Here is a 23845-nt window from a genome sequence, read left to right as displayed (position 1 = left end):
GTCACGCCCACACGATCAATGTTGGCTACCCGCAGTGCAGCTTCAGGAAGACGGACGATCTGCCCTCCGCCCCACTTGAAGCGTCACTGCAACAACGAATAAACCAATGCCGAAATCGAGATCAGCCCGATCACCACCACAAACACGTTCGACAGTTTGCCCGCATACCGGCGCATGGCCGGCACTTTGCGCACGGCGTACATCGGCATGAGGAACAGCAGTGCGGCAATGACCGGGCCGCCGAGGGTTTCGATCATCCCCAAAATGCTTGGGTTGAGCGTCGCCACCAGCCAGCAGACCACCAGCATGAAGCCTGCGGTCAGGCGATCGAGCAGACGTGGCGAAGGACGGCGGCCGGTCTTCATCACCAGACCTTTGAGGCCTTCACTGGCGCCGATGTAATGGCCCAGAAACGACTTGGTGATCGCGACGAACGCAATCAGCGGCGCGGCAAACGCGATGGTCGGGTTGCTGAAGTGGTTGGCCAGATAAGACAGGATCGACAGGTTCTGCGCCTTGGCTTCCGCCAGTTGCTCAGGCGCCAGGGTCAGCACGCAGCTGAAGACGAAGAACAGCACCATGACCACCATCAGCAGGTGGGCGCGGGCCAGGATTTGCGAGCTGCGCGGTTCGGCCTGCTCGCCGTATTGACGCTTCTGGTCGACGGCAAATGCCGAGATGATGGGCGAATGGTTGAACGAGAAGACCATCACCGGAATCGCCAGCCACAGGGTGTGCAGCAGCGACGAGGGTGCCGGAAAGCTGCTGGCCGTGGTCAGAATGCCGCCGTTCCAGTGCGGAATCAGAAACACCGCGAGGAACAGCAAAGCCACGATAAACGGGTACACCATCAGGCTCATGGCCTTGACGATGATCTGCTCACCGCAACGCACCACCGCCAGCAAGCCAAGGATCAGCACAAACGCCAGCAGCGCCCGGGGCGGCGGCTGCACATGGAGTTGGTGCTCCATGAAACTGCCCACGGTGTTGGTCAGCGCCACGCTGTAGATCAGCAGGATCGGAAACACGGCGAAGAAATACAGCAGCGTGATCAAGGCACCGGCTTTCCTGCCGAAATGCTGCTCGACCACTTCGGTGATGTCCGCGCCATCGCGCCCCGACAGCACGAAACGGGTCAGCCCGCGGTGCGCGTAGAAAGTCATCGGAAAGGCCAGCACGGCCAGAATCACCAGCGGCCAGAACCCGCCGATACCTGCGTTGATCGGCAGAAACAACGTGCCTGCGCCGATGGCGGTGCCGAACAGCCCGAGCATCCAGGTGGTGTCGTTGCGGTTCCAGGTCGTTACGCTCGCGGGGGCGGCGTCGACGGTGTGTTCGACGCTGTTGGCCTGATCATTCATCCGGTCGATTCTCCGTTGCCGGTGATAGCTACATGGTCAAAAGCGCGTCGAAAAACGTGGCAGTCGGCGCCCCTGACCGGTTCTCTACAGGGAAAGGGGCGCGATTGTCCGGGATTGGAGAGCAGAATCAAAGGCTTGTCGGACCAAAAGCGTGCGGAACCGGAGAATGAAAGTTTCAAACCGGCTTAACTTCCGGCGCAAATAAGTAACTCTTCTTACTTATCAAAGCGGAAACTTCCCACGCCGGATATGCAAAAATTAGTTCGCGAAACGAATTGTAAATCCACGGCAGTACACGTTTACTTCCTCCTGCACTAGGCTCTCGATCTACATTCAACCGCCCATGGAAGGCAACTCATGTTCAAGACTTTCGCTGTTATCACATTACTCACTGCCAGCTCGTTCGCCAGTGCAAACACTACCTCCGATCAATGCGCAACACTTGACAAGCAGCAGGCCGCAATGCTGTTCGACCGCTGGAATGACGCCCTGAAAACCGGCGATTCGAGCAAGGTGGCGGCGAACTACACCGCCGATGCCGTGCTGCTGCCCACCCTCTCCAACCAGCCCAGAACAGACCTTGCGGGCAAACTTGATTACTTCAATCACTTCCTTAAAAACAAACCGGTGGGCACTGTCGACAGCAGCACTGTGATGACAAGTTGCAATACCGCAATCGACACCGGCCTTTACACCTTTCGTTTTAACGACCACTCAAGCGTCAAAGCGCGTTACACCTTCACTTATGCACACGTGGATAACCAGTGGCTGATTACATCCCACCATTCCTCAGCCATGCCCGAGTAACGCACATTCAGTAAACAGCCGGCCTGACGTCCAACGCCAGGCCGACTCACATTTCAGACCCTTCCCACACATCACTCGCCTGCGACGTCGCGCCGCAACGGCATGATCAGCTCCACCCGCAAACCGTCCTGACGGCTGTCAAAGCGCAGCGAACACGCACAGCGTTGAACGATGGCCTGGACAATCGCCAGGCCCAGGCCAGCGCCGGGGCTTTTGCCGTTGCGCCAGAAGCGCTGGGTGAGCTTGTCCAGGTCCGGTTCGGGAATCCCCGGTCCATGGTCGCGAACGCGGAAATGCGCCTGCCCGTCGAAGGTTTCAACACTCAGTTCCACCTGCGCCGCGGCCTGGCTGTGGCGCAGCGCGTTGTCCAGCAGATTGCGCAGCGCGGCCACCGCCAGCGCCGCCGGCATCTGTACGGCGGCGCTGGACAACTGCGACGGCAGTATCAGGTCGATGCGCTGCTCGTCGCCGTGACTGGCGTCGTGAATGGCCAGCCGAGCGACCTGTTCGGCGTCGCACTGCACACCGTCATCAAACGACAGGCTGCCCTCGACCCGCGCCAACAGCAGCAGCTGTTCGAGGGTGCGGTGCATGCGATCGGCGCCCTCCTCCGCATGGGCCAGCGCTTTATCGCGTTTTTCGCCCTCGGTCATGCGCGCCACTTGCAGATGGGTTTTGATGGCAGTAAGCGGGCTGCGCAGTTCATGGGCGGCGTCGCCGGTCAGCCGACGCTCTCGCTCAAGGGTCTGGGCAATGCGCTGAAACAGCTGGTTCTGGCTGACCAGCAGCGGTTGCAACTCGCTGGGCAGGTTGGGCACGTCCAGCGGCTCGACCGAGTCGGCGCTGTGCCGATTCAAGGCATCGCGCATGCGGTTGAGCGGCGCCAGCCCCCGGCCGATGCCGAACCAGACCAGCGCCAGGCTGCCGAACAGAGCGACGAGCACCGGCACCGACGCCGCCAGCAGCACCGAGTGCCCCAGCACGTCGCGCTCGATCTGCCGGTCGGCGGTGCTCACCCGTACATTGCCATGCATCATCGTGTACACGCGCCAGTGGTCGCCGTTGATCATCTGGTCATGGAAGCCGCTGGCGTCGGCCTTCAGCGGTTCGCTCGGCGAGCTGTCGGTGCGCGCCAGCACCTGCCCGCGCAGGGAGCTCAACTGACACGCCATGCCGTTGGGCAACGCCGGATCGTCGGCCCGCAGCGAGCGGGTGTCGCTGCCGGTGGGCATCTGCATCTGCTCGAGCAGCCCGGCGACCATGCGCGCCGAGGCCTCAAGGCGTTGATCGAGGGACTGCATCATCTGCGTGCGCAAGTCGCGCAGCATCCACGCGGCCGCCAGCACCCAGATCAGAATGAACGCCGAGCCCAGAATCAGACTTAGCCGCGTGCGCAGGCTCATCATGGCGTGGGCTCCGAATCATGGCCGGCCGGGCCGAGGCGATAACCGAGCCCGCGGACGGTTTCGATAATGCGGCCGCCAAGCTTGCGCCGCAGGTGATGGATATGAACATTGAGGGCGTTGCTCTCGACCTCGTCGCCGAAGCCGTACACGCAGTCCTTCAACTGTTCGCCCGAAAGCACGCGACCGCTGTTGTTGAGCAACGCTTGCAGCAGGGCCTGTTCCCGGCGGGACAGATCGACCGGCTGATCGGCAAGGCGGGTTTCCCGGCTGCTCGGGTCATAGCTGAGCACGCCATGTTCGATCACATTGACGCTGCGCCCGGCCATGCGTCGCACCAGGGTGTGCAGGCGTGCGCTGAGTTCACGCAGGTCGAAGGGCTTGAGCAGGTAATCGTCCGCGCCGGCCTGCAAGCCGTCGACACGGTCGGTGACGGTATCGCGAGCGGTAAGAATCAGCACCGGGATTTCCACGCCCTGCTGGCGAATCTGGCGCAACAGCTTCAGGCCATCTTCATCGGGCAGGCCGAGGTCGAGGATCATCACGTCGAAATGTGCGGCCGACAGCATCGCCCGCGCCGATGAGGCCGTGGCCACGCGGTCCACTGTCAGGCCCTGGGCATCGAGGCCTGCGACGATGCCGCTGGCAATCAGGTCGTCGTCTTCACAAAGCAGTACGTGCATGGTCGGCCCCGAAAAAAAGGCGATTGAAGCGCAGAGGGATTAACGGCGGATTATGCACGAGCCGCCGCAGACACGACGCGCCGCACAGCGTTAATCGACTGTTAATCGCCACTGCGCAGGCTGCGCCCCATTCATAAGGATTGGAAGGTGAGCATGCGTAGGTTGTGGTTGATGATTCTGATGCTGATCCCGTTACTGGCGCAGGCAGTGCCCGGCGGGGATCCCTTCCCGGCGAAATCCGGTCCTTCACTCTTCAGCGAGAAGCCTGATTTTCTGTCGGCGAAGGACGCCTTCATTTTTACCTCGGAGCGAATGGCGTCCGGGCAAACCCGCCTGTACTGGCAGATTGCGGACGGTTATTACCTGTATCAGCAACGGCTCAAGTTCGACGGACTGAGCCAGGAACAGCAGCCCGGCCTGCCGACCGGCGAGGACCATCACGACGAGTATTTCGGCCAGCAGCAGGTCTATCGGCAGGCCCTTGAACTGACAATCCCGGCCTCGGCCAACGGTCAGATCAAAGTGAGCTGGCAGGGCTGCGCCGATGCCGGGTTGTGCTATCCACCGCAAAGCCAGCTCGTTGATGTCGGCAGCGGCAACGCGCAACCGGCCAGCACTGAAAAAGGCAACAACGTCGGCAATCAGGCAGAGGACGAGGCACTGGCGAGTGGCCTGGCGCAACGTTCCCTAGCCCTGAGCCTGCTGGCGTTTTTCGGGTTGGGTCTGCTGCTCGCGTTCACGCCGTGCTCACTGCCGATGCTGCCGATCCTGGCCGGCGTGGTGGTCGGCAGCGGCGCAAGACCCGCCCGGGGCTTAGCACTGGCCAGCGTTTACGTGCTAAGCATGGCGATGATCTACGCCGGGCTGGGCGTGGTCGCCGCGCTGTTGGGCAGCAACCTGCAATCGACCCTGCAACAGCCGTGGCTGCTGGGCAGTTTCGCGGTGCTGTTTGTGGTGCTGGCGCTGCCGATGTTCGGCTTCTTCGAGCTGCAGTTGCCGGGCTTCCTGCGCGATCGTCTGGAGAAGGCCGGGCGTCAGCGCCAAGGCGGCAGTCTGTTGGGCGCCTCTGCCCTCGGCGCGCTGTCGGGGCTGATGATCGGCCCGTGCATGACCGCCCCACTGGCCGGCGCGCTGCTGTATATCGCCCAGAGCGGCAATGCGCTGCACGGCGCGCTGGTGTTGTTCGTCATGGGCGTGGGCATGGGCCTGCCACTGTTGCTGCTGGTCACGCTCGGCACGCGCTTTCTGCCAAAACCGGGCGCCTGGATGAATCTGATAAAAGGCCTCTTCGGCTTCCTGTTGCTGGGCACCGCGCTGATCATGATTCGGCCGTTGCTCGCCGAGGTACTGTGGTTGGGGTTGTTCGGTGCATTGCTGATCATCTTTGCTTACAGCGCCATCGTGCAGACCCGGCCGTTGCAACGCGCCTCACGCCTCTGCGCACCCGTCGGTCTGCTCGTAGGCCTGTGGGGCCTGATGATGGTGATCGGCGCGGCGGCGGGCGGCGACGATCCCTGGCAGCCGCTCAAGGTCTACAGCGGGTCGAAATCATCCACCCCAAGCGCGGCCCATGACGCGTTCACCACGATCAAGGAAACGCAGGCCCTGGACCGGGAACTCGCCGCTGCAGCAGCCGCTGGGCAGTGGGTGCTGGTCGACTATTACGCTGACTGGTGCGTGTCCTGCAAAATCATGGAAAAGACCGTGTTCGCCAAAGCTGAAACCCTGCAGGCCTTGGACGGCGTGCGCCTGCTGCGCCTCGATGTCACGGCCGACAACGACGCCAGCCGGGCGCTGCTTGATCGTTTCAACGTGCCCGGGCCGCCGACGCTGGTGTGGATCGCACCGGACGGCAGCGAACGACGCGACCGGCGTATCACCGGCGAAGTGGGCCTCGACGGCTTTTTGCAGCACTGGCAAACCACCCGGGGGCGCGACTGATGCTGAGTTTTTCCGTGGGGCCGTTCGCCCTGTCGCTTAATCATTTGCTGCTGCTTGTTGCCCTGGCGCTGGCGACTTTGGTCGGCTGGATCAGTGGCCGCAAGCAGCGAATAAACCCGGAACGCGCCGTCTTCGGCCTGTTTATGTTCGGACTGCTGGTGGCGCGTCTGGCGTTCGTCGTGCGCTACTGGGCGCAGTATGAAAGCGACCTGCTGCGCATCGTCGATATCCGCGACGGCGGCTTCAGTGCCTGGCCCGGTGTTCTGGCAATTGTGGTCGGCGCCGCTGTCATCGCGTGGCGCCGACCGTTGCAGCGCAGGCCACTGGGATGGGGCGTCGCCAGCGGGTTACTGTTCTGGTGGCTGAGTAGTCTGGCCATTGAAAGCCTGCGTCGGGATGTCCCGCTGCCGGATCTGACGCTGCGCAACGGCGCCGGCGAGTCCGTGCAGCTGCGCGATTACACAGGCCGCAAACTGGTGATCAACCTGTGGGCGACGTGGTGCCCGCCGTGCCGCCGGGAAATGCCCGTGCTGCAAGCCGCGCAGCAGGCCAATCCCGACGTCGTATTTCTGTTCGTCAATCAGGGAGAAAGCCCCCGTGAAGTGGCGACGTTTCTCAGCAGCCAGGGTCTGCAACTGGACAACGTGCTGTTCGATGACAGCGGCGAACTGGGCCGCCGCGCCGGTTCAGCCGCCCTGCCCACCACGCTGTTTTACGGGATGAACGGCCGTCAACTGGACGGGCATCTGGGCGAACTGTCCAGCGCCAGCCTCACCCATTACCTGGACGGCTTCAGCCAGCCGCCGAGCGCTTCTTCACCGATGTCTTCACAGCCTTCGTCACCCCCTTCTTCGCAACAGAGGACCACCCCATGAACATCTTGCGCCCTGCGCTCATCGCTATCGCCGTTTCGCTCAGCCTGCCAGGCGCGCTGGCCCACGCCGAAGAACTGCCCGCCCCGATCAAGGCGCTGGAAGCCAAGGGCGCGACCATCAAAGGCAGCTTCGACGCGCCGGCAGGACTGAAGGGCTACGCCGCCGAGTACCAGAATCAGGGCATGGCGCTGTACCTGACCCCGGACGGCAAGCATGTGCTGGCCGGCAATCTGTTCAATGAAAAGGGCGAGGACCTGAGCACCGCGCCCCTGCAGAAGCTGGTCTATGGGCCGATGGCCGAGGCGATGTGGGGCCGCTTGGAAAACAGCACCTGGATCGCCGACGGCGCCAAGACTGCGCCGAAAATCATCTACCTGTTCAGCGACGCCAACTGCCCGTACTGCAACCTGTTCTGGGAGCAGGCGCGGCCTTGGGTCAAATCAGGGAAAGTGCAACTGCGCCACATCATGGTGGGCGTGATCCGCGAGGACAGCGCCGCCAAAGCCGCGAGCCTGCTGGCCGACGCGAACCCGGAACTGGCCCTGCAGAACCACGAGCAGGCGGGCAAAGCCAGCACGCTCAAGGCCATGCAGAACATCCCCAAAGACATCCAGGCCAAGCTCGACGCCAACATGAAACTGATGGAAGACATGGGCCTGTCCGCCACGCCGTCGATTTTCTACAAGGACGAGGCCGGGCACCTTCAGCAGCAACAAGGCGCACCCCGGCCTGAGGCGCTGGCGAAAATGATGGGGCCAAAATAGCCGGATATCCGCTGTCGTAAGCGGGTGGTGGTGGACGGGGCGCTCTGACCGGTGGCAGCTCGTGTTTCAACGCGGGTACTGCAACGGCCTGTCATCCGTGTAAAAATGTCGACCACCATTTCAAGAGCCACACTCGGGAGGCTCGCTCCATGCGTTACGCCGAAGATCACAAAGCCCAGACCCACCAGCGGATCCTTCAGGAAGCCGCCGCACGCTTTCGCCGTGACGGCATCGGCGCCACCGGTTTGCAGCCGTTGATGAAGGCATTGGGCCTGACCCACGGTGGTTTTTATGCCCACTTCAAATCCAAGGACGACCTGGTCGAGAAATCCCTGCGCTGCGCCGTCGACCAAATGCTCGCCTCAGTCGCCGAGAAACTGGCCGAAGACAACTCGACCCAGACGTTCATCGACCTGTACCTGTCGACCGCCCATCGCGATCACCCGGAAAAGGGCTGCCCGTTGCCGACCATGGCGTCCGAACTGGGCCAGCGCGGGCAACCGAGCGAGATCACCGACGAGTTGATCCACCGCATGCTCGCAACCCTTGATGCAGGCATGCCGGCCGATGGGCAGAGCAGCGACAAGAGCGTGATGCTGATGTCCGGGCTGGTGGGGGCGATGGTGCTGGCGCGCAGCGCAAAGGATCCTGCGCTGGCCGAGCGGATTCTGGAAACCACCCGCGATCAGCTCAAGCAACTGGTCGAGGGCTGACGCTCACTTCCCTGCCCTTTCTCGGCAGGGAAGCGTGACGTTTGTTTCACTGATGCCTCTCAGGGATGCCAGCGACGAAACAGCACGCTGGCGTTCACGCCCCCGAAGCCAAAACCGTTGGACAGCGCGTACTCGATGTTCATCGGGCGCGCCTTGCCGCGGACGATGTCGATGCCCACCGCCGCCTCGTCGGGGTTCTCCAGATTGAGGGTCATCGGCGCGATCTGATCGCGGATCGCCAACGCCGTGAAGATCGCCTCGATCCCGCCTGCTGCGCCGAGCAAATGCCCGGTGGCGGATTTGGTCGACGTCACCGCGACGCCATTCTGGTCACCAAACACCGTTTTGATCGCCGCCATTTCACCCTTGTCGCCCACCGGGGTGGACGTGGCGTGGGCGTTGACGTGCTGGACGTCGGCAGGCTGGATGCCCGCCTGACGGATCGCTGCCTGCATCGCTCGACGCGCGCCACTGCCATCCTCCGGCCCTGCAGTCAGATGATAAGCGTCCGCGCTGGTGCCGTAGCCGACCAGCTCGACGATGGGCGTTGCACCGCGGGCAAGTGCGTGCTCCAGGGTTTCGATAACGATGATCCCCGCGCCTTCGCCCATGACGAAGCCGTCGCGGTCACGGTCGAAGGGCCGCGAAGCGCGCGCAGGCGTGTCGTTGAAGCCATGGGAGAGCGCACGGGCGGCCGCAAAACCGCCCAGGGCGACGCGGTCGATACAGGCTTCGGCGCCACCGCAGATGGCCACGTCCGCCTCCCCGTTGCGAATCAGCCGCGCGGCATCGCCGATCGCCTGGACACCCGCTGCACATGCCGTCACCGGGGCGCCCAGCGGACCTTTGAAACCGTGCTGGATCGACACATGCCCGGCTGCCAGATTGACCAGAAACGACGGAATGGTGAACGGCGACAAGCGCCGCGGCCCGCGGCTGTCCGTAATGCGCACGGCCTCGGCGATGGCGCCGAATCCACCGACGCCGGCGCCGATGATGGTCGCGGTGCGTTCGCGCTCCTCTTCGGTGGACGGTGCCCAGCCCGCCTGCGTGACCGCCTGTTGCGCAGCGCCCAGGGCGAACAGGATGAAACGGTCCATCTTCTTCTGCTCTTTGGGCGGCGCCGCAGCGTCAGCATCGAACCCGGCTTCAGGGTCTTGCTCCAGGGTCGGCACCGGGCCGCCGACTTTGCCCGGCAAATCAGCCACCGTCCCCTCAGGCAACTGCACAATGCCGGAGCGGCCTTCGAGCAACCGCTTCCATACCGCTTCGACGCCGGAGCCCAATGGCGTTACCAGCCCCATACCCGTCACTACGATGCGACGCTCACTCATGGGTTCACCTTTTCCTCAGTTTTGGCAGTGGCCGGCACCCTTACGCGCCAGCCGTTTTGTAACGCTGCGCCGCGTGCTGCAGCGACAGATTCGGGCCCAGCGCCAGGCGTGCCTGGGTGAACGCCTGCCAGTGCGCGGCATCGGGCAGCGACGGAATGGTCACCCGCTCCTGCTGATCAAACCCGGTCAACGCGGCGTCGACCATTTCGTTGACGTCCATGACCATTTCCGGCGGGAAGGCGTTGATGTCCATGCCCGCGCGCTCCCAGATTTCAGTGCGTGTGGCACCAGGCATCACCGCCTGAACCTGCACGCCCCGTTCGCTCATCTCGGCGGCCAGCGATTGGGTCAGGCTCAACACATAGGCCTTGCTGGCCGTGTACACCGCGTTGAAGCGCTCCGGCAGCATGGGCACAACGGACGCGATATTGATGATCGCCCCGGTGCCGCGCGCCGCGAAACCGGCCGCTGCGGCTGATGCCAGATGGGTCAGCGCCACGATATTGAGTTGAATCAGGCGGTCCACCTCGCCCAAGTCCGATTCGGCGAGGGGCGTACTCAGTGCAACCCCGGCGTTGTTCACCAGCAAAGTGACCGATGCGTCCGAGCGCAAACGCTGCTCGAGGACGCTGACGTCGTCGGGCTGGGTCAGGTCGGCTTTCACCACCTCGACGTGGATCGAATGCTTGGCGCGCAGATCGGTCGCCAGTGCTTCCAGCCGCGCCTGGTCACGGGCCACCAGCACCAGATCAAATCCGCGCCGTGCCAGCCGGTCCGCGTAAGTGAAGCCAATGCCCGACGAGGCGCCGGTGATGACAGCTTTGCCTTGAGTCTGAGTAGTCATGAACGTTCTCCGTGGGAAGGTAAGCGTAGCGGCGGAGAGATATTACATCCGTAATTTAAAAAATAATATGTCAGTCGACATTTTTCATGTCGTGCGTGATTGGCCAGCCCTGGATTATTGCAGGCATAAAAAAGACCGATCAGTGATCGGCCTTTGCTCACAGGGTTTTAGTTGATCGACAGCTTGTCGCGGTTCTTGTCCAGCAGCGCTTTGCCGATGCCCTTCACTTCGAGCAACTCGTCCACCGCCGTGAAGCCGCCGTGTTCTTCACGGTAAGCGACGATGGCGTTGGCCTTCGCGGCGCCAATGCCGGACAGCTCTTTCTGAAGGGTTTCCGCACTCGCGCTGTTGAGATTGACCTTGGCGTCCTGCATGCCCGCCGGCGCGGACATGGCAGGTTTGCTGGCGTCCGGCGGGGTGGCGGCAGGGGCGGCAGTCACGGCGAGGGACGTACTCGCCAGCAGTGCGAAGATCAGAGAGGACAGGTAAGAAGTACGCATGAGTCATGCTCCATCGGCATCGTAAGTGGAAGCAGCATTCCTGAGCTGCTTCCCAAACCTAGCCGATGGCGGCAGTGCGTCAACGCAGGGATCGGTGACCGGATATGTCCTGTCTCGCAGGCCCCGTGCACAGCGGCCTTGCGCCCGTTTCAGCGATCATTTGGCTGAGTAAGAAAAGGTTTCCGGTGTGCGTGTACTCAGGGTTCCCGACGACGCTGCTGATGAATCCAGTCGACGATATCGCCCTCGGGCGCATAGCCACTGACGGTGTCCCCGAGGATCTGCCGCACGCGGGTGTAATCATCGTCGTCCAGCGCCTTGAGCAGCTGCGAAAGGCTTTGCTTGAAGACGTCCCACGTGAGGAAATCTTCCTGGGCGCTCATGATCATCGGGTGGCGAGTCGCTGCCACGTTGTTGCCGATCAGCAGCTCCTCATAGAGCTTCTCGCCAGGCCGCAGTCCGGTGAACTCGATGGCAATGTCGCCCTGGGGGTTGTGCTCCGAGCGGATGCTCAGGCCCGACAGATGCACCATCTTCTCGGCCAGCTCGATGATGCGCACCGGCTCGCCCATGTCGAGCACGAACACGTCGCCGCCCTGCCCCATGGAACCGGCCTGGATCACCAACTGCGCCGCTTCCGGAATGGTCATGAAGTAGCGGGTGATTTTCGGGTGCGTGACCGTCAGCGGCCCACCGGATTTGATCTGCTGATGGAACAGCGGGATCACCGAGCCGGACGACCCCAGCACATTGCCGAATCGCACCATGATGAATCGGGTCTTGTTGACCTGATGCACATTGGAGCGGTCGCCGAACATCACCGGCGCGGTTTCCCGGCTCAGTGCCTGCAACGTCAGCTCGGCCAGGCGCTTGGTGCTGCCCATCACATTGGTCGGGCGCACGGCCTTGTCGGTGGAGATCAACACGAAGTTAGCCACGCCGGCCTGCAGCGCGGCTTGGGCCGCATTCAGCGTACCGACCACGTTGTTGAGCACACCCTCAGCGATGTTGTGCTCGACCATCGGCACATGCTTGTAGGCCGCCGCGTGGTACACCGTATTGACCTGCCAGGTCTTCATCACGTCCAGCAACTTGGCGTGATTGCGAATCGAGCCCAGGATCGGCAGCAACTTGACCTTGAGCGACTCACGAGCCACGCGCCGCTCCAGTTCGGTGAGGATTGTGTACAGGTTGAATTCGCTGTGATCGAGCAGCAGCAGCGTGGTCGGCTTCAGCAGCAGGATCTGCCGGCACAGCTCCGAGCCGATCGAGCCCCCTGCCCCGGTCACCAGCACGCACTGGTTCTTGATGCAGTGTTCGAGCAGTTCTTCCTGGGCAGGTACGGCGTCGCGGCCAAGCAGGTCGGCAATGTCGACTTCCTGCAGATCGTCGACCTTCACCCGGCCGGCGGCCAGATCAGAGAAATTCGGCACGCTGCGAACATGCAGCGGGAAGCCTTCGAGGAAGCCGAGGATTTCCCGGCGGCGCGCACGGGCTGACGACGGAATCGCCAGCAGGATTTCCTGGGCGCCGGTCACATCGATCATCTGCTGAATGTGCTTGGGCTTGTAGACCTGCAGCCCGGAAATGACCCGGTTGGAGATCGAGTCGTCGTCATCGATAAACGCCACGGGACGCATCGACCGGCCCATGCGCAAGGCGGCAACCAGTTGATTACCTGCCGCGCCGGCGCCGTAAATGGCCACTTTGGGCAGGCCATCGTCACGGGTCGCGAACGGCACATGGCGAGCGGCAGAGAACCAGTCGCCGAGGAAGTACTGACGCATGGCCAGCCGCAGGCCACCGATCATCACCAGGCTCAGCCACCAGTAATTGAACATCACCGATCGTGGCACAACGTGCTGGTGGTTGCTGTAGAGGTAGACCACGACCCCGAGAATCAGGGCCGAAAGGCTGACGGCTTTGATGATCGCGATCAGCGCGTCGTTGCCGAAATAACGCATGACCGCGCGGTACATGCCGAACCGAATGAACAGCGGGATGGCCACCACGGGGGCGCTTGCGAACAGCCAGGTATGGATTTCCAGGGGATTGATGAGCTCGTCGATGCCCAGGCGAACGACGAACGCCATCCACAACGCGAACCAGATCAGACAGACGTCTGCGGCGACCTGCATGATCCGCTTGTGCCGGCGAGGCAGCGCCAGCAGCGAAGTGCGAATTTTCTCCATTGTCCCCTCAAGCACGCGTTCAAACTCCTTTCAGTCGACCCTTGCACCGGCCATTGATTCCTGTCCCGCAAGGGAATCGGATCAACAGCATCAGCGCCAATGTCCACGCTCAGCTTTTTTCAAGCGCCCCTGCCTTGAAGATGACTGCCAGGGCGAGCAATGGAGCGTAAGCAATGATCACGCCGAGTGCCCCGTCCAGCCCGAAACGGGTGACACCTACAGCGACCGGCAACAGCCAGCACAGATTGATTACACCGACTGCGGACGTCACGGGAAGGTGCTTGCCAAAACGGCGCGAGGCGAATTGATAAGCGTGACTTCTGTGCGCCTCATAGACCTTGTCGCCCCGAATGAGCCGACGGATGAGGGTTACGGTAGCGTCTACGATGAACACCCCGAGGAGGATAAGCCATACCCACAAGAACTGCGAGGAAATCCACGCGCCCTGCAGCGACAGACAACCGAGCATGATGCCGAGAAACCCGCTGCCGGCGTCGCCCATGAAGATCTTTGCCGGGGGGAAATTCCAGGCCAGAAAGCCCGCCACTGCGCACGCCAGCAGGACCGGCAGCCACACCAGCGTGGCGACACCGCTGAGGGCGTAGATGATCGCCGCACCGACGCAGACGCAGATCGCCTCGACGCTGGCAATGCCGTCGATCCCGTCCATGAAGTTGTACAGATTAAGCAGCCAGACCAGATAGAACGCCGCCAGCACGTTGACGATCAAGCCCGGGGCGAGGGTCATGCCGAACACGCTGACCGGCGGAAGACCTCCCAGCCAGAACAACGCCCACGCCGCGGCGAAGAAATGCCCCAACAACCGCCATCGCGCCGCGATGTGGCCGTGATCGTCGAGAAACCCCAGCGCCGCGATCACTGCGCCCGCGCCGAACATGGCCAGGAACGGATCGCGCCCTATCAGCCCTGCACAAAGCATCCAGACCAGTGCCACCAGGTAACTGATGACAATCGCCACACCGCCGCCCCGTGGCGTCGGGATCGTATGAGAGCTTCTACCGTTGGGAATATCGAGCAGGCTCTTGTGCAATGCATATCGTCGCAATACATGCGTCAGCGCAAACGACAACACCCCAACAGCAACCGCGACCCACCAATAATTCATGCTCGATCCGTAACCAGAAAATGCTCGACAGTCTTTTTCAGGCCGTCCTCTACCGACACCGGGGGCTGCCACTGCAACCGTTCGCGATTTTTGCTGATGTCCACCCGCAGCGAACCCAGCACCCGCTCGGCCGCCGATGTGCGACCCAACAGTGAGGCGCCGAGCATGATAAGGGATTCGGGGACGGGAATAAGCCAACCCGATGCACCAATGTGCGATTTGAGGCGGGCGGCCAGTTCGGTGGTCGACAGGTCGCGGCCGTCGCTGACCAGAAAGACCTGGTTCGCGGCGGCAGGATGATCGATGCAGACGCGGATCAGGTCGATCAAATTGTCCAGCGAGACCAGGCTGCGCGCATTGTTCACCGAACCGAGCGGCAACGGCACACCTTTGCGCAGGGTGCGCATCAGTTGCAGGAAGTTCGCCTTGACGCCGGGCCCATACACCAGCACCGGACGGATGATGACCACTTCCATCGCAGAGGTCTTTGCCAGCGCCAGAAGGCCCTGTTCTGCCTCGTGCTTGGAGATGGCGTAGGGATCGCTCGGATTGGGCGCGTCGTCCGGACGAAAGCACTGGCCCCGCGCAGTGGACTCGCCGTTGACCTTGATCGTGCTGATAAAGATGAAGCGCCGGACACCGGCTGCGGCGGCCTGCTCAGCGAGGTTCAGCGTGCCGAGGGTGTTGACCTCCCGGTACAGCGAAAGGGGGTCAGCCGCGGTGTCGTGCATGACATGCACCCGCGCTGCAGCATGAACGACCGTATCGACGTCGTGCAGCACTGCTCGCCGTGGGGTGTCGGCAGTCAGCCCGGCAACAGTGGCCGTCGTGACGTTTGCAGAAGAATGGGGCATCGCCCGTCGGCTGACCGCAACAATGTGCGTGTCAGGCAGGTGTGCAAGGTGGTCAACCAGCGCTGTTCCCAAAAATCCCGAACTGCCTGTTACCAGGATTTTTCTGGTCATATCCGATCCATGCACATAAGAATTCGTCGTCGATCATGACGGCCGCTGCGGGGCAGCGGCGCCATTGTAGACGATTGGCTCGCGGCCCTGCCATTCAGTCAGCAGGACCGCTTGCCAAGTGCATCACTTGCCGTTGATCAACGCTTCGATCTCTTTCACCTTGGCTTCGACCAGGGCTGGATCACGACGGCTCTCGACGTTCAGACGCAGCAACGGCTCGGTATTCGAACCGCGCAGGTTGAAACGCCACTCAGCGAACTCAAGGCTGATGCCGTCGGTTCTGTCGATGTTCGAGCAGGACGGCGTGTAGTGCTCCAGGATCTTGGCGATGATGGATTTGACGTCGTCGACCTTGTAGTTGATCTCGCCGCTGCACGGGTAGGCCGCCATGCGCTCATCGACCAGCTGCGAGAACTTCTTGCCGGACACCGACATCAGTGCAGCGACCAGCAGCCACGGGATCATGCCGCTGTCGCAATAGGCGAAATCGCGGAAGTAGTGGTGCGCACTCATTTCGCCGCCATACACGGCGTCTTCAAGACGCATGCGCTCCTTGATAAAGGCGTGGCCGGTTTTGCACAGCACCGGCGTGCCGCCCGCCTGCTCGACCTGATCAATGGTGTTCCAGGTCAGGCGCGGGTCGTGAATGATTTTCGAGCCCGGGTGTTGCTTGAGTAGCATTTCTGCCAGCAGGCCCACCAGGTAGTAGCCCTCGACGAAACGGCCCTGCTCGTCAAAGAAGAAGCAACGGTCGAAATCGCCGTCCCAGGCCAGACCCAGGTCGCAACCGTGCTTGAGCAGCGCGTCGCGGGTGATGCTGCGGTTTTCCGGCAGCAGCGGGTTCGGTACGCCATTAGGGAAGTTGCCATCCGGCTCGGCGTTGATGATGACCCACTCGAACGGCAGCTGGGAGCGGATCGCCTCCAGTGCAGGACCGACCGCGCCATTGCCCGGATCAGCGAGGATCTTCAGTGGACGAAGATCGGCGTCTTTGACGTAGGTCAGCAGGTGCTGAATGTAGGCCGTTTTGTCCGGCTTGGACTGAACGCTGCCGTGCTGGGCGGCAACCTGACCGAAATCGCCCGCATCGACACGCTGGCGAATGGCATCAAGGCCGGTGTCACCGCTGATAGGACGAGACGACTTTTGCACCAGCTTCATGCCGTTATAACCCTTCGGGTTATGACTGGCCGTGACCATCACGCCGCCGTCTGCTTCGTAATGGCTGGTGGCGAAATAGACTTCTTCGGTGCCGCACAGGCCGATGTCGATGACATCCGCGCCGGCTCCCTGGATGCCTTTGATCAACGCTTGAGCCAAGGCCGGGCTTTCAAGACGCATGTCTCGGCCCACGACGATATTTTTGGCACCCAGTTCGATAACCATGGACCGCCCGATGCGGTACGCGATGTCATCGTCAAGGTCATTAGGCACCTGACCACGGATGTCGTAGGCCTTGAAGCAGCGAGTCTGAAGAGCGGGATAGTCGGAATTCATGTGTAAAAACCTATGCGACGAAAAAACCCGAAGGTTCCTCTGTTCAGTAGAAGCAGCTCGAATGAAGAACTGCACGCAACCCTCGCGCCTGAAAGCTTGAGGCGTGGGTTAGGCATTGAAAAAGGGAATTAGTTATAGGTGCGCTTGTAATTATCTTCAACACAAGCGTTGAGGTGTCTGGCGCGCGGGGATTCTATCAGGGCAGGCGTGACGCTTTGGGCTTCCTGCGCAGACGCGCGACTGAAACCAACAGCGGGCCAATCAACATGCCCACCAGCAGTGCGAAGATCACCGGCACGGCAACAGGCAGCTCGGGCGCGTTCCAGCCAAAGAATACCAGTGCGACGGTTTGCTGGTTTTCCAGCACAAATACGAGAATCGCCGCTGCGATCAACAGGGCGATAACTAAAAAGATCAGACGCTTCACATTTCGCATGAGAACTCCTCAAAGAGCTATTGGAGCTCGTGCTCCTCTTCTTCGTTCACCCGGTCGCGGAGCTCTTTGCCTGGCTTGAAGTGAGGGACGAACTTGCCATCGAGGCTGACAGACTGGCCTGTCTTTGGATTGCGGCCTACGCGAGGCGCGCGATAATGCAGGGAAAAGCTGCCGAAGCCGCGTATTTCAATACGGTCGCCCGTCGCGAGGCACTGCGACATCTGCTCAAGCATGGTCTTGATGGCCAGCTCCACATCTTTGGATGAGAGCAGTCCTTGATGGGTGACAATTCGTTCGATCAACTCCGACTTCGTCATGTTTTTCCCTTTTTTTTCAAGCAGCTAGGTAAAGCGCTTTGAAGGTTTTAGCATGACCTGAAGCATTTGAACAGAGTATGTCCAGACTTAAATCAACCGAGCTTGAAGATCGTCAACAGGCACTGGCCGAACATGCCGCAAAAACACCCGCCCACAAAAAAGGGCGACCGAAGTCGCCCTTTTTCAATGGTCAGACAGAACTCAGTTCTGTTTTTCCATTTGAGCACGCAGCAGGTCACCCAGAGTGGTAGGACCAGTGCTTTCAGCGGTTTCAGGCTTGCTACGCAGGCTCTGAATCGCTTCTTTCTCGTCTTCAACGTCTTTCGACTTGATGGACAAGCTGATCACGCGGCTCTTGCGGTCAACGCTGATGATCTTGGCTTCGATCTCTTCGCCTTCTTTCAGAACGTTACGCGCATCTTCAACGCGGTCACGGCTGATTTCGGAGGCTTTGAGGGTCGCTTCGATGTCGTCGGCCAGAGTGATGATGGCGCCTTTGGCGTCAACTTCTTTAACGATACCGCGGACGATAGCGCCTTTGTCATTGACAGTGACGTACTCGGAGAACGGATCGCTTTCCAGCTGCTTGATGCCCAGCGAGATGCGCTCACGCTCTGGATCAACCGACAGGATCACGGTGTCAAGCTCGTCGCCCTTCTTGAAACGACGTACGGCTTCTTCGCCCACTTCGTTCCAGGAGATGTCGGACAGGTGAACCAGACCGTCGATGCCGCCGTCCAGACCAATGAAGATACCGAAATCGGTGATCGACTTGATGGTGCCGGAGATCTTGTCGCCCTTGTTGAACTGGCCAGAGAAATCTTCCCACGGGTTAGATTTGCACTGCTTGATGCCGAGGGAGATACGACGACGCTCTTCGTCGATGTCCAGAACCATGACTTCCACTTCGTCGCCAACCTGAACGACTTTAGACGGGTGGATGTTCTTGTTGGTCCAGTCCATTTCGGAAACGTGTACCAGGCCTTCCACGCCTTCTTCCAGCTCTGCGAAGCAGCCGTAGTCGGTCAGGTTGGTAACACGCGCGGTAACGCGAGTGCCTTCCGGGTAACGAGCCTTGATAGCAACCCATGGATCTTCACCCAGTTGCTTCAGACCCAGGGAAACACGATTGCGCTCGCGATCGTACTTCAGGACCTTTACATCGATCTCATCGCCAACGTTGACGATTTCCGATGGATGCTTGATGCGCTTCCAGGCCATGTCGGTGATGTGCAGCAGGCCATCGACGCCACCCAGATCGACGAATGCGCCGTAATCGGTGAGGTTCTTGACGATACCCTTGACCTGTTGGCCTTCCTGCAGCGATTCCAGCAGAGCTTCGCGCTCGGCGCTGTTTTCGGCTTCCAGGACACTGCGACGGGAAACGACAACGTTGTTGCGCTTCTGGTCCAGCTTGATGACCTTGAATTCCAGCTCTTTGCCTTCCAGGTGCGTGGTGTCGCGCACTGGACGGACGTCAACCAGAGAACCTGGCAGGAACGCACGGATGCCGTTAACGTCGACTGTGAAGCCGCCTTTAACCTTACCGTTGATAACGCCCTTGACCACTTCCTCAGCTGCGAAAGCCGCCTCCAGAACGATCCAGCACTCGGCACGCTTGGCTTTTTCGCGGGACAGCTTGGTTTCGCCAAAGCCGTCTTCGACCGCGTCCAGCGCAACGTGGACTTCATCGCCGATCTTGATGGTCAGCTCGCCAGCATCGTTGTGGAACTGCTCCAGCGGGATGAGGCCTTCGGACTTCAGACCAGCGTGAACGGTGACCCAACCAGCCTGGTAATCGATATCGACGATGATCGCGGTGATGATCGAACCGGCCTGAAGGTTAAGAGTCTTTAGGCTTTCTTCGAAAAGTTCAGCAAAGCTTTCGCTCATTTTAATTCCTGTTGATAAGGGCGAAGAATACGCCCATCTGCCACGCTCCAGACAACGTGGGTTTCGTTCATATGAAAGAAAGCCTGCGGGACTATGACTGGTCTCCCACATGGCTTTCTGGTCATCCGGCGAGATCGCGGAGTGCGACTTCACTCAGGATGCGTTCAAGCACCTGCTCGATGGACAATTCGGTGGAATCCAGCTGAATGGCGTCATGCGCCGGCTTGAGCGGGGCTACCGCTCGCTGGGTGTCACGCTCGTCGCGGACACGGATCTCATCTAGCAGACTCGGCAGACTAACATCGTCACCCTTTGCCTTCAACTGCAAATATCGCCGTCGGGCACGCTCGTCGACGCTGGCCGTCAGAAAAATCTTCAACGGCGCGCCGGGAAAGACCACCGTGCCCATGTCGCGGCCGTCGGCAATCAGGCCCGGAAACTCCTGAAACGCCCGCTGGCGCTGCAGCAGTGCTTCACGAACAGCGGGCAACGACGCCACCTGCGACGCGCCACTGCCGACATGCTCATTGCGGATGGCCGACGTCACGTCCTCCCCTTCGAGGATAATGCGCTGACCGTGGTCATCGGTCGCTGCCATGAACTGCACGTCCAGGTGCGCAGCCAGCAGTTTCAGTGCTTCTTCATTGGTCAGATCGACGCCATGGTTGACGGCCGCGAAGGCCAGCAGCCGATACAGCGCGCCGGAATCCAGCAGGGACCAGCCCAGACGTTTGGCCAGCTTGCCGGCCACCGTGCCCTTCCCGGAACCGCTGGGTCCGTCGATCGTAATGACCGGAGCTTGAACTTTCACGATTGCCCCTCTTGCGTTACACGAATACCCACCTGAGCACACAGCGTCAGGAAACTGGGAAATGAAGTCGCCACATTGGCGCAGTCCCGGATATGAATCGGGCTGGCCGCACGCAGCGACGCGATACTGAATGCCATGGCGATGCGGTGATCGCCCTGCGCGTTGATTTCACCACCGCCGAGGTTTCCACCATCAATAATGATGCCATCTGCGGTCGCTTCAACGTTTATGCCAAGCGTCGCCAGACCGTTGGCCATGGCGCGAAGGCGGTCTGATTCCTTGACGCGCAATGCCTGAGCGCCCTTGAGGACCGTTCGCCCTTCGGCGCAAGCGGCGGCAATCAAGAGCGCCGGGAGCTCGTCAGTGGCCAGCGGTATCAGGGCCAGCGGGATATCGATACCCCTGAGACGGGCATGGCGCACGTGCAGATCAGCCACCGGCTCACCGCCCGCATCGCGCGGGTTGTCCAGCGTGATGTCCGCGCCCATCAGGCGCAGGATATCGATGACGCCCGAGCGCGTCGGGTTCACACCCACCCCTTCGACGATCAAATCCGAGCCCTCGGCGATGGAGGCTGCCACCAGAAAGAACGCCGCCGAAGAAATATCGGCGGGCACTTCGATGCGGGCGGCCTTGAGCTCAACCCCTGACTGCAACGCGACTGTCGCGTCATGAGCGGAAACCGAATGACCCAACCCTTGCAGCATGCGCTCGGTGTGGTCCCGGGTCGGGGCTGGCTCGTGCACCATCGTTGTGCCATTTGCGTAGAGACCGGCGAGCAACAGCGCGGATTTCACCTGAGCGCTGGGCAATGGCATGTCGTAGCGGATGGCCTGAAGACCCTGCCCACCGCGAAGGGTCAGCGGCGGCCGGCCGTCTTCTGCGGTGTCGATCACGGCGCCCATCTGGCGCAACGGTTCGACGACACGGGTCATCGAATGCCGTGACAGCGAGGCATCGCCGGTCAGCACGCTGTCGAATCGCTGCCCGGCCAACAGGCCACAGAGCAGGCGCATCGACGTGCCCGAGTTACCGAGGTAAAGCGGCCCCGGCGCCGGTCGCAGCCCGTTGAGGCCGACGCCATGAATGGTCAGGCGACCGTGGTGTGGTCCCTCGATGACCACACCCAGGTCGCGGAATGCCTGCAACGTCGCCAGCGCGTCCTCACTCTCGAGAAAGCCTTCGACGACGCTGGTGCCCTGGGCCAGGGACCCGAGCATGATCGCGCGGTGTGAAATCGACTTGTCACCCGGCACGCGAACCTGTCCCCGGACAACGCCGCCAGGCTTCCCGATAAACTTCAGGTCGGCGCACGCGGCTTGTTCAACGTAGGCACGACGGGCAAGGATCTTGCCGAAATGCTCGCGTGCGACCCGGGCCCGGGTGAACACACCGAGCAACTGGTGGCCATCGCCTGCATCCACGGCATCGCGCAGCGCATCAAGGTCGCTGCGGAAGGTGTCGAGGGTGCGCAGCACCGCCTCGCGATTCGCCAGGAAGATGTCATGCCACATCACCGGATCACTGCCGGCGATGCGCGTGAAGTCGCGGAAGCCCCCCGCCGCATAGCGGAAGATGTCGAGGTTTTCGTTACGTTTGGCCAGCGAATCCACCAGGCCGAACGCCAGAAGGTGCGGCAAATGACTGGTCGCCGCCAGCACTTCATCGTGGCGCTCGACCTGCATGTGCTCGACGTCGGCGCCCAGTGCCGACCAGAGACGGTCAACCAGCGCCAGCGCCAATGGGTCGGTTTCGGCCAGTGGCGTGAGGATGACTTTGTGCCGCTTGAACAGCTCGGCGTTGGAGGCTTCCACTCCGCTCTGCTCGGAGCCGGCAATCGGGTGGCCGGGCACGAAGCGCGGCGGCATCACACCGAACGCTTCACGCGCGGCGCGGACCACATTGCCTTTGGCGCTACCGACGTCGGTCAGCACGGCATTGCCCAGGTCCAATCCAGCCAGTACGCCGAGGAGTTTTTCCATGGCCAGAATCGGCACGGCCAATTGAATGACGTCAGCCCCTACGCAGGCGGCAGCGAGAGTGTCTTCACAGCGATCGACCACGCCCAGCTCCACGGCCAGTGTGCGCGATTGCGGATCGAGATCGACGCCCACGACTTCGCGACACAGGCCACTCTCCTTCAAGCCCTTGGCGAACGACCCTCCGATCAGGCCGAGCCCGACCACCACCAGGCGGCCGATCATAGGCGCAGCGGGTTGCAGCGACGTGACATCAACCACGTGCCAGAACCTTGCTCAACGCCTCGATGAAACGACTGTTCTCGCTCGGCAAACCGATGCTCACCCGCAGGTGATTGGGCATGCCATAACCACCAATCGGGCGAACGATCACACCTTCACGCAGCAATCCTTCGTAAACCGAAGCGGCCTCGCGGCCCAGGTCTACGGCGATGAAGTTGGCTTTGGAGGGAATCCAGCTCAGGCCCATCTGACCAAGCCCCTCTTCCAACTGCTGCATGCCGGCTTCATTGAGCTGACGGCTTCGCGCAAGGTAGTCCACGTCGCCCAGCGCAGCGCAAGCGGCGGCCAGCGCGAGGCTGTTGACGTTGAACGGCTGACGCACGCGGTTCAGCACGTCGGCCACGACCGGCGAGGACAACCCATAGCCGACGCGCAACGACGCCAGGCCATAGGCCTTGGAAAACGTCCGCGACACCAGCAGGTTTGGATAGGCGCTCAGGAAGTTAAGCCCGTCAGGCAGCTCGGCGCTTTCGGCGTATTCGATGTAGGCCTCGTCCAGCACGACCAACACGTTGTCAGGCACCTGCGCGAGGAATTCCGCCAGCGCGCTTGGCCCGAACCAGGTCCCGGTGGGGTTGTTGGGGTTGGCGATGAAGACGACTCGGGTGTTGCTGTCGATGGCGGCGAGCATGGCCGGCAGGTCGTGACCCCACGCCTTTGCCCTGGCGACGTGAGCAGTCGCGCCCACGGCCTGGGTGACAATCGGATAGATGGCGAACGCGTGTTCACTGAACACCGCATTGAGTCCCGGCGCCAGATAGGCACGGGCGACGATTTCCAGAATGTCGTTGGAGCCGTTGCCCAGCGTCACTTGCTCGGGCTGCACGCCACAGGCTTGCGACAGCCGCTGCTTGAGCTCGAAACCGTTGCCGTCCGGGTAGCGGGTCAATTCCGCCAGCGCGTCGTTGATCGCCTGCAACGCCTTGGGGCTGGCGCCCATCGGGTTTTCATTGCTGGCCAGCTTGATGATGCGCGCCGGATCGATATCCAGTTCACGCGCCAGTTCGTCCACCGGTTTGCCGGGAACGTAAGGCGATAGTTTTTGCACGCCGGGCTGTGCCAGCGTGAGGAAGTCGCCGCTCATTTACCGCTTTACCTCTTCAGTGAAACCCGTAGGGCTAC

The 23845-nt window shown here is 61.5% G+C and carries 21 protein-coding genes; 5 read left to right on the top strand and 16 right to left on the bottom strand.

The genetic code is table 11. From position 1 onward, the window contains the following. Positions 1 to 83 precede the first annotated feature (83 nt). Positions 84 to 1361: a serine/threonine transporter gene (locus M1E04_RS07330; protein ID WP_065993011.1), complete on the bottom strand. Its 1278-nt coding sequence runs from the start codon at positions 1359 to 1361 to the stop codon at positions 84 to 86. Between the two features lie 357 nt (positions 1362 to 1718). On the opposite strand from M1E04_RS07330, the gene M1E04_RS07325 reads away from it, so the two are divergent. Beyond that, complete coding sequence (locus tag M1E04_RS07325) at positions 1719 to 2168, top strand: SgcJ/EcaC family oxidoreductase (protein WP_456292660.1); 450 nt, start codon at positions 1719 to 1721, stop codon at positions 2166 to 2168. A gap of 71 nt (positions 2169 to 2239) precedes the next feature. Here M1E04_RS07325 and M1E04_RS07320 read toward each other — a convergent pair whose 3' ends face one another. After that, positions 2240 to 3574 (bottom strand): ATP-binding protein, encoded by a 1335-nt coding sequence (locus M1E04_RS07320; protein ID WP_456292659.1) that lies wholly within the window; start codon positions 3572 to 3574, stop codon positions 2240 to 2242. Beyond that, a complete protein-coding gene (locus M1E04_RS07315) occupies positions 3571 to 4254 on the bottom strand; it encodes a response regulator (protein ID WP_456292658.1) in 684 nt (227 codons plus the stop codon). Before M1E04_RS07315 ends, M1E04_RS07320 begins: the two co-directional genes overlap by 4 nt. Positions 4255 to 4407: 153 nt before the next feature. On the opposite strand from M1E04_RS07315, the gene dsbD reads away from it, so the two are divergent. From dsbD to M1E04_RS07295, 4 genes are all read left to right on the top strand, one after another. Continuing rightward, a complete protein-coding gene (gene dsbD / locus M1E04_RS07310) occupies positions 4408 to 6195 on the top strand; it encodes a protein-disulfide reductase DsbD (RefSeq protein WP_456292657.1) in 1788 nt (595 codons plus the stop codon). Next, the gene (locus M1E04_RS07305) at positions 6195 to 7070 is read left to right on the top strand and encodes a prolipoprotein diacylglyceryl transferase family protein (protein WP_456292656.1); all 876 of its coding nucleotides are present in this window, start codon (positions 6195 to 6197) and stop codon (positions 7068 to 7070) included. Before dsbD ends, M1E04_RS07305 begins: the two co-directional genes overlap by 1 nt. After that, on the top strand, positions 7067 to 7834 hold the full coding sequence (dsbG, locus tag M1E04_RS07300) for a thiol:disulfide interchange protein DsbG (protein ID WP_456292655.1): 768 nt from the start codon (positions 7067 to 7069) through the stop codon (positions 7832 to 7834). Before M1E04_RS07305 ends, dsbG begins: the two co-directional genes overlap by 4 nt. A gap of 149 nt (positions 7835 to 7983) precedes the next feature. After that, on the top strand, positions 7984 to 8547 hold the full coding sequence (locus tag M1E04_RS07295; RefSeq protein ID WP_456292654.1) for a TetR/AcrR family transcriptional regulator: 564 nt from the start codon (positions 7984 to 7986) through the stop codon (positions 8545 to 8547). A gap of 59 nt (positions 8548 to 8606) precedes the next feature. On the opposite strand, the gene fabF is transcribed toward M1E04_RS07295, so the two are convergent. The 13 genes from fabF to hisC all read right to left on the bottom strand — a co-directional run bounded on the left by fabF (position 8607) and on the right by hisC (position 23807). Beyond that, complete coding sequence (gene fabF, locus M1E04_RS07290; RefSeq protein WP_369318651.1) at positions 8607 to 9881, bottom strand: beta-ketoacyl-ACP synthase II; 1275 nt, start codon at positions 9879 to 9881, stop codon at positions 8607 to 8609. A gap of 40 nt (positions 9882 to 9921) precedes the next feature. Next, positions 9922 to 10725 carry an SDR family NAD(P)-dependent oxidoreductase gene (locus tag M1E04_RS07285; protein ID WP_456292653.1) on the bottom strand — a complete coding sequence of 268 codons (804 nt, stop codon included), beginning with the start codon at positions 10723 to 10725 and terminating at the stop codon, positions 9922 to 9924. A gap of 167 nt (positions 10726 to 10892) precedes the next feature. After that, entirely contained in the window at positions 10893 to 11225 is a 333-nt protein-coding gene (locus M1E04_RS07280; RefSeq protein WP_296313596.1) for a ComEA family DNA-binding protein, read from the bottom strand. Positions 11226 to 11422: 197 nt separating this feature from the next. Further along, the gene (locus M1E04_RS07275; RefSeq protein ID WP_065992994.1) at positions 11423 to 13417 is read right to left on the bottom strand and encodes a polysaccharide biosynthesis protein; all 1995 of its coding nucleotides are present in this window, start codon (positions 13415 to 13417) and stop codon (positions 11423 to 11425) included. 109 nt (positions 13418 to 13526) lie between these two features. Continuing rightward, a complete protein-coding gene (locus M1E04_RS07270; RefSeq protein WP_456292652.1) occupies positions 13527 to 14543 on the bottom strand; it encodes an MraY family glycosyltransferase in 1017 nt (338 codons plus the stop codon). After that, on the bottom strand, positions 14540 to 15508 hold the full coding sequence (locus M1E04_RS07265) for a UDP-glucose 4-epimerase family protein (RefSeq protein ID WP_369318654.1): 969 nt from the start codon (positions 15506 to 15508) through the stop codon (positions 14540 to 14542). The genes M1E04_RS07270 and M1E04_RS07265 overlap by 4 nt, the downstream gene beginning before the upstream one ends. A gap of 123 nt (positions 15509 to 15631) precedes the next feature. Then, positions 15632 to 17005 carry a phosphomannomutase gene (locus M1E04_RS07260; protein ID WP_456292651.1) on the bottom strand — a complete coding sequence of 458 codons (1374 nt, stop codon included), beginning with the start codon at positions 17003 to 17005 and terminating at the stop codon, positions 15632 to 15634. A 196-nt stretch (positions 17006 to 17201) separates the two neighbouring features. Continuing rightward, complete coding sequence (locus M1E04_RS07255; protein WP_192133788.1) at positions 17202 to 17441, bottom strand: LapA family protein; 240 nt, start codon at positions 17439 to 17441, stop codon at positions 17202 to 17204. 17 nt (positions 17442 to 17458) lie between these two features. Then, on the bottom strand, positions 17459 to 17758 hold the full coding sequence (ihfB, locus tag M1E04_RS07250) for an integration host factor subunit beta (protein WP_037011901.1): 300 nt from the start codon (positions 17756 to 17758) through the stop codon (positions 17459 to 17461). 201 nt (positions 17759 to 17959) lie between these two features. Beyond that, a complete protein-coding gene (rpsA, locus tag M1E04_RS07245) occupies positions 17960 to 19651 on the bottom strand; it encodes a 30S ribosomal protein S1 (protein ID WP_065992985.1) in 1692 nt (563 codons plus the stop codon). A 121-nt stretch (positions 19652 to 19772) separates the two neighbouring features. After that, positions 19773 to 20462: a (d)CMP kinase gene (cmk, locus tag M1E04_RS07240; RefSeq protein ID WP_065992981.1), complete on the bottom strand. Its 690-nt coding sequence runs from the start codon at positions 20460 to 20462 to the stop codon at positions 19773 to 19775. After that, positions 20459 to 22666: a bifunctional prephenate dehydrogenase/3-phosphoshikimate 1-carboxyvinyltransferase gene (locus M1E04_RS07235; RefSeq protein WP_456293157.1), complete on the bottom strand. Its 2208-nt coding sequence runs from the start codon at positions 22664 to 22666 to the stop codon at positions 20459 to 20461. The genes cmk and M1E04_RS07235 overlap by 4 nt, the downstream gene beginning before the upstream one ends. A 28-nt stretch (positions 22667 to 22694) precedes the next feature. After that, positions 22695 to 23807: a histidinol-phosphate transaminase gene (hisC, locus tag M1E04_RS07230; RefSeq protein ID WP_456292650.1), complete on the bottom strand. Its 1113-nt coding sequence runs from the start codon at positions 23805 to 23807 to the stop codon at positions 22695 to 22697. Between the last annotated feature and the right edge of the window lie 38 nt (positions 23808 to 23845).

It is taken from the genome of Pseudomonas sp. AK106, assembly GCF_053903055.1.
The sequence above is the reverse complement of the archived record's forward strand: the minus strand, read 5'-3'. Positions and strand labels throughout refer to the sequence as shown.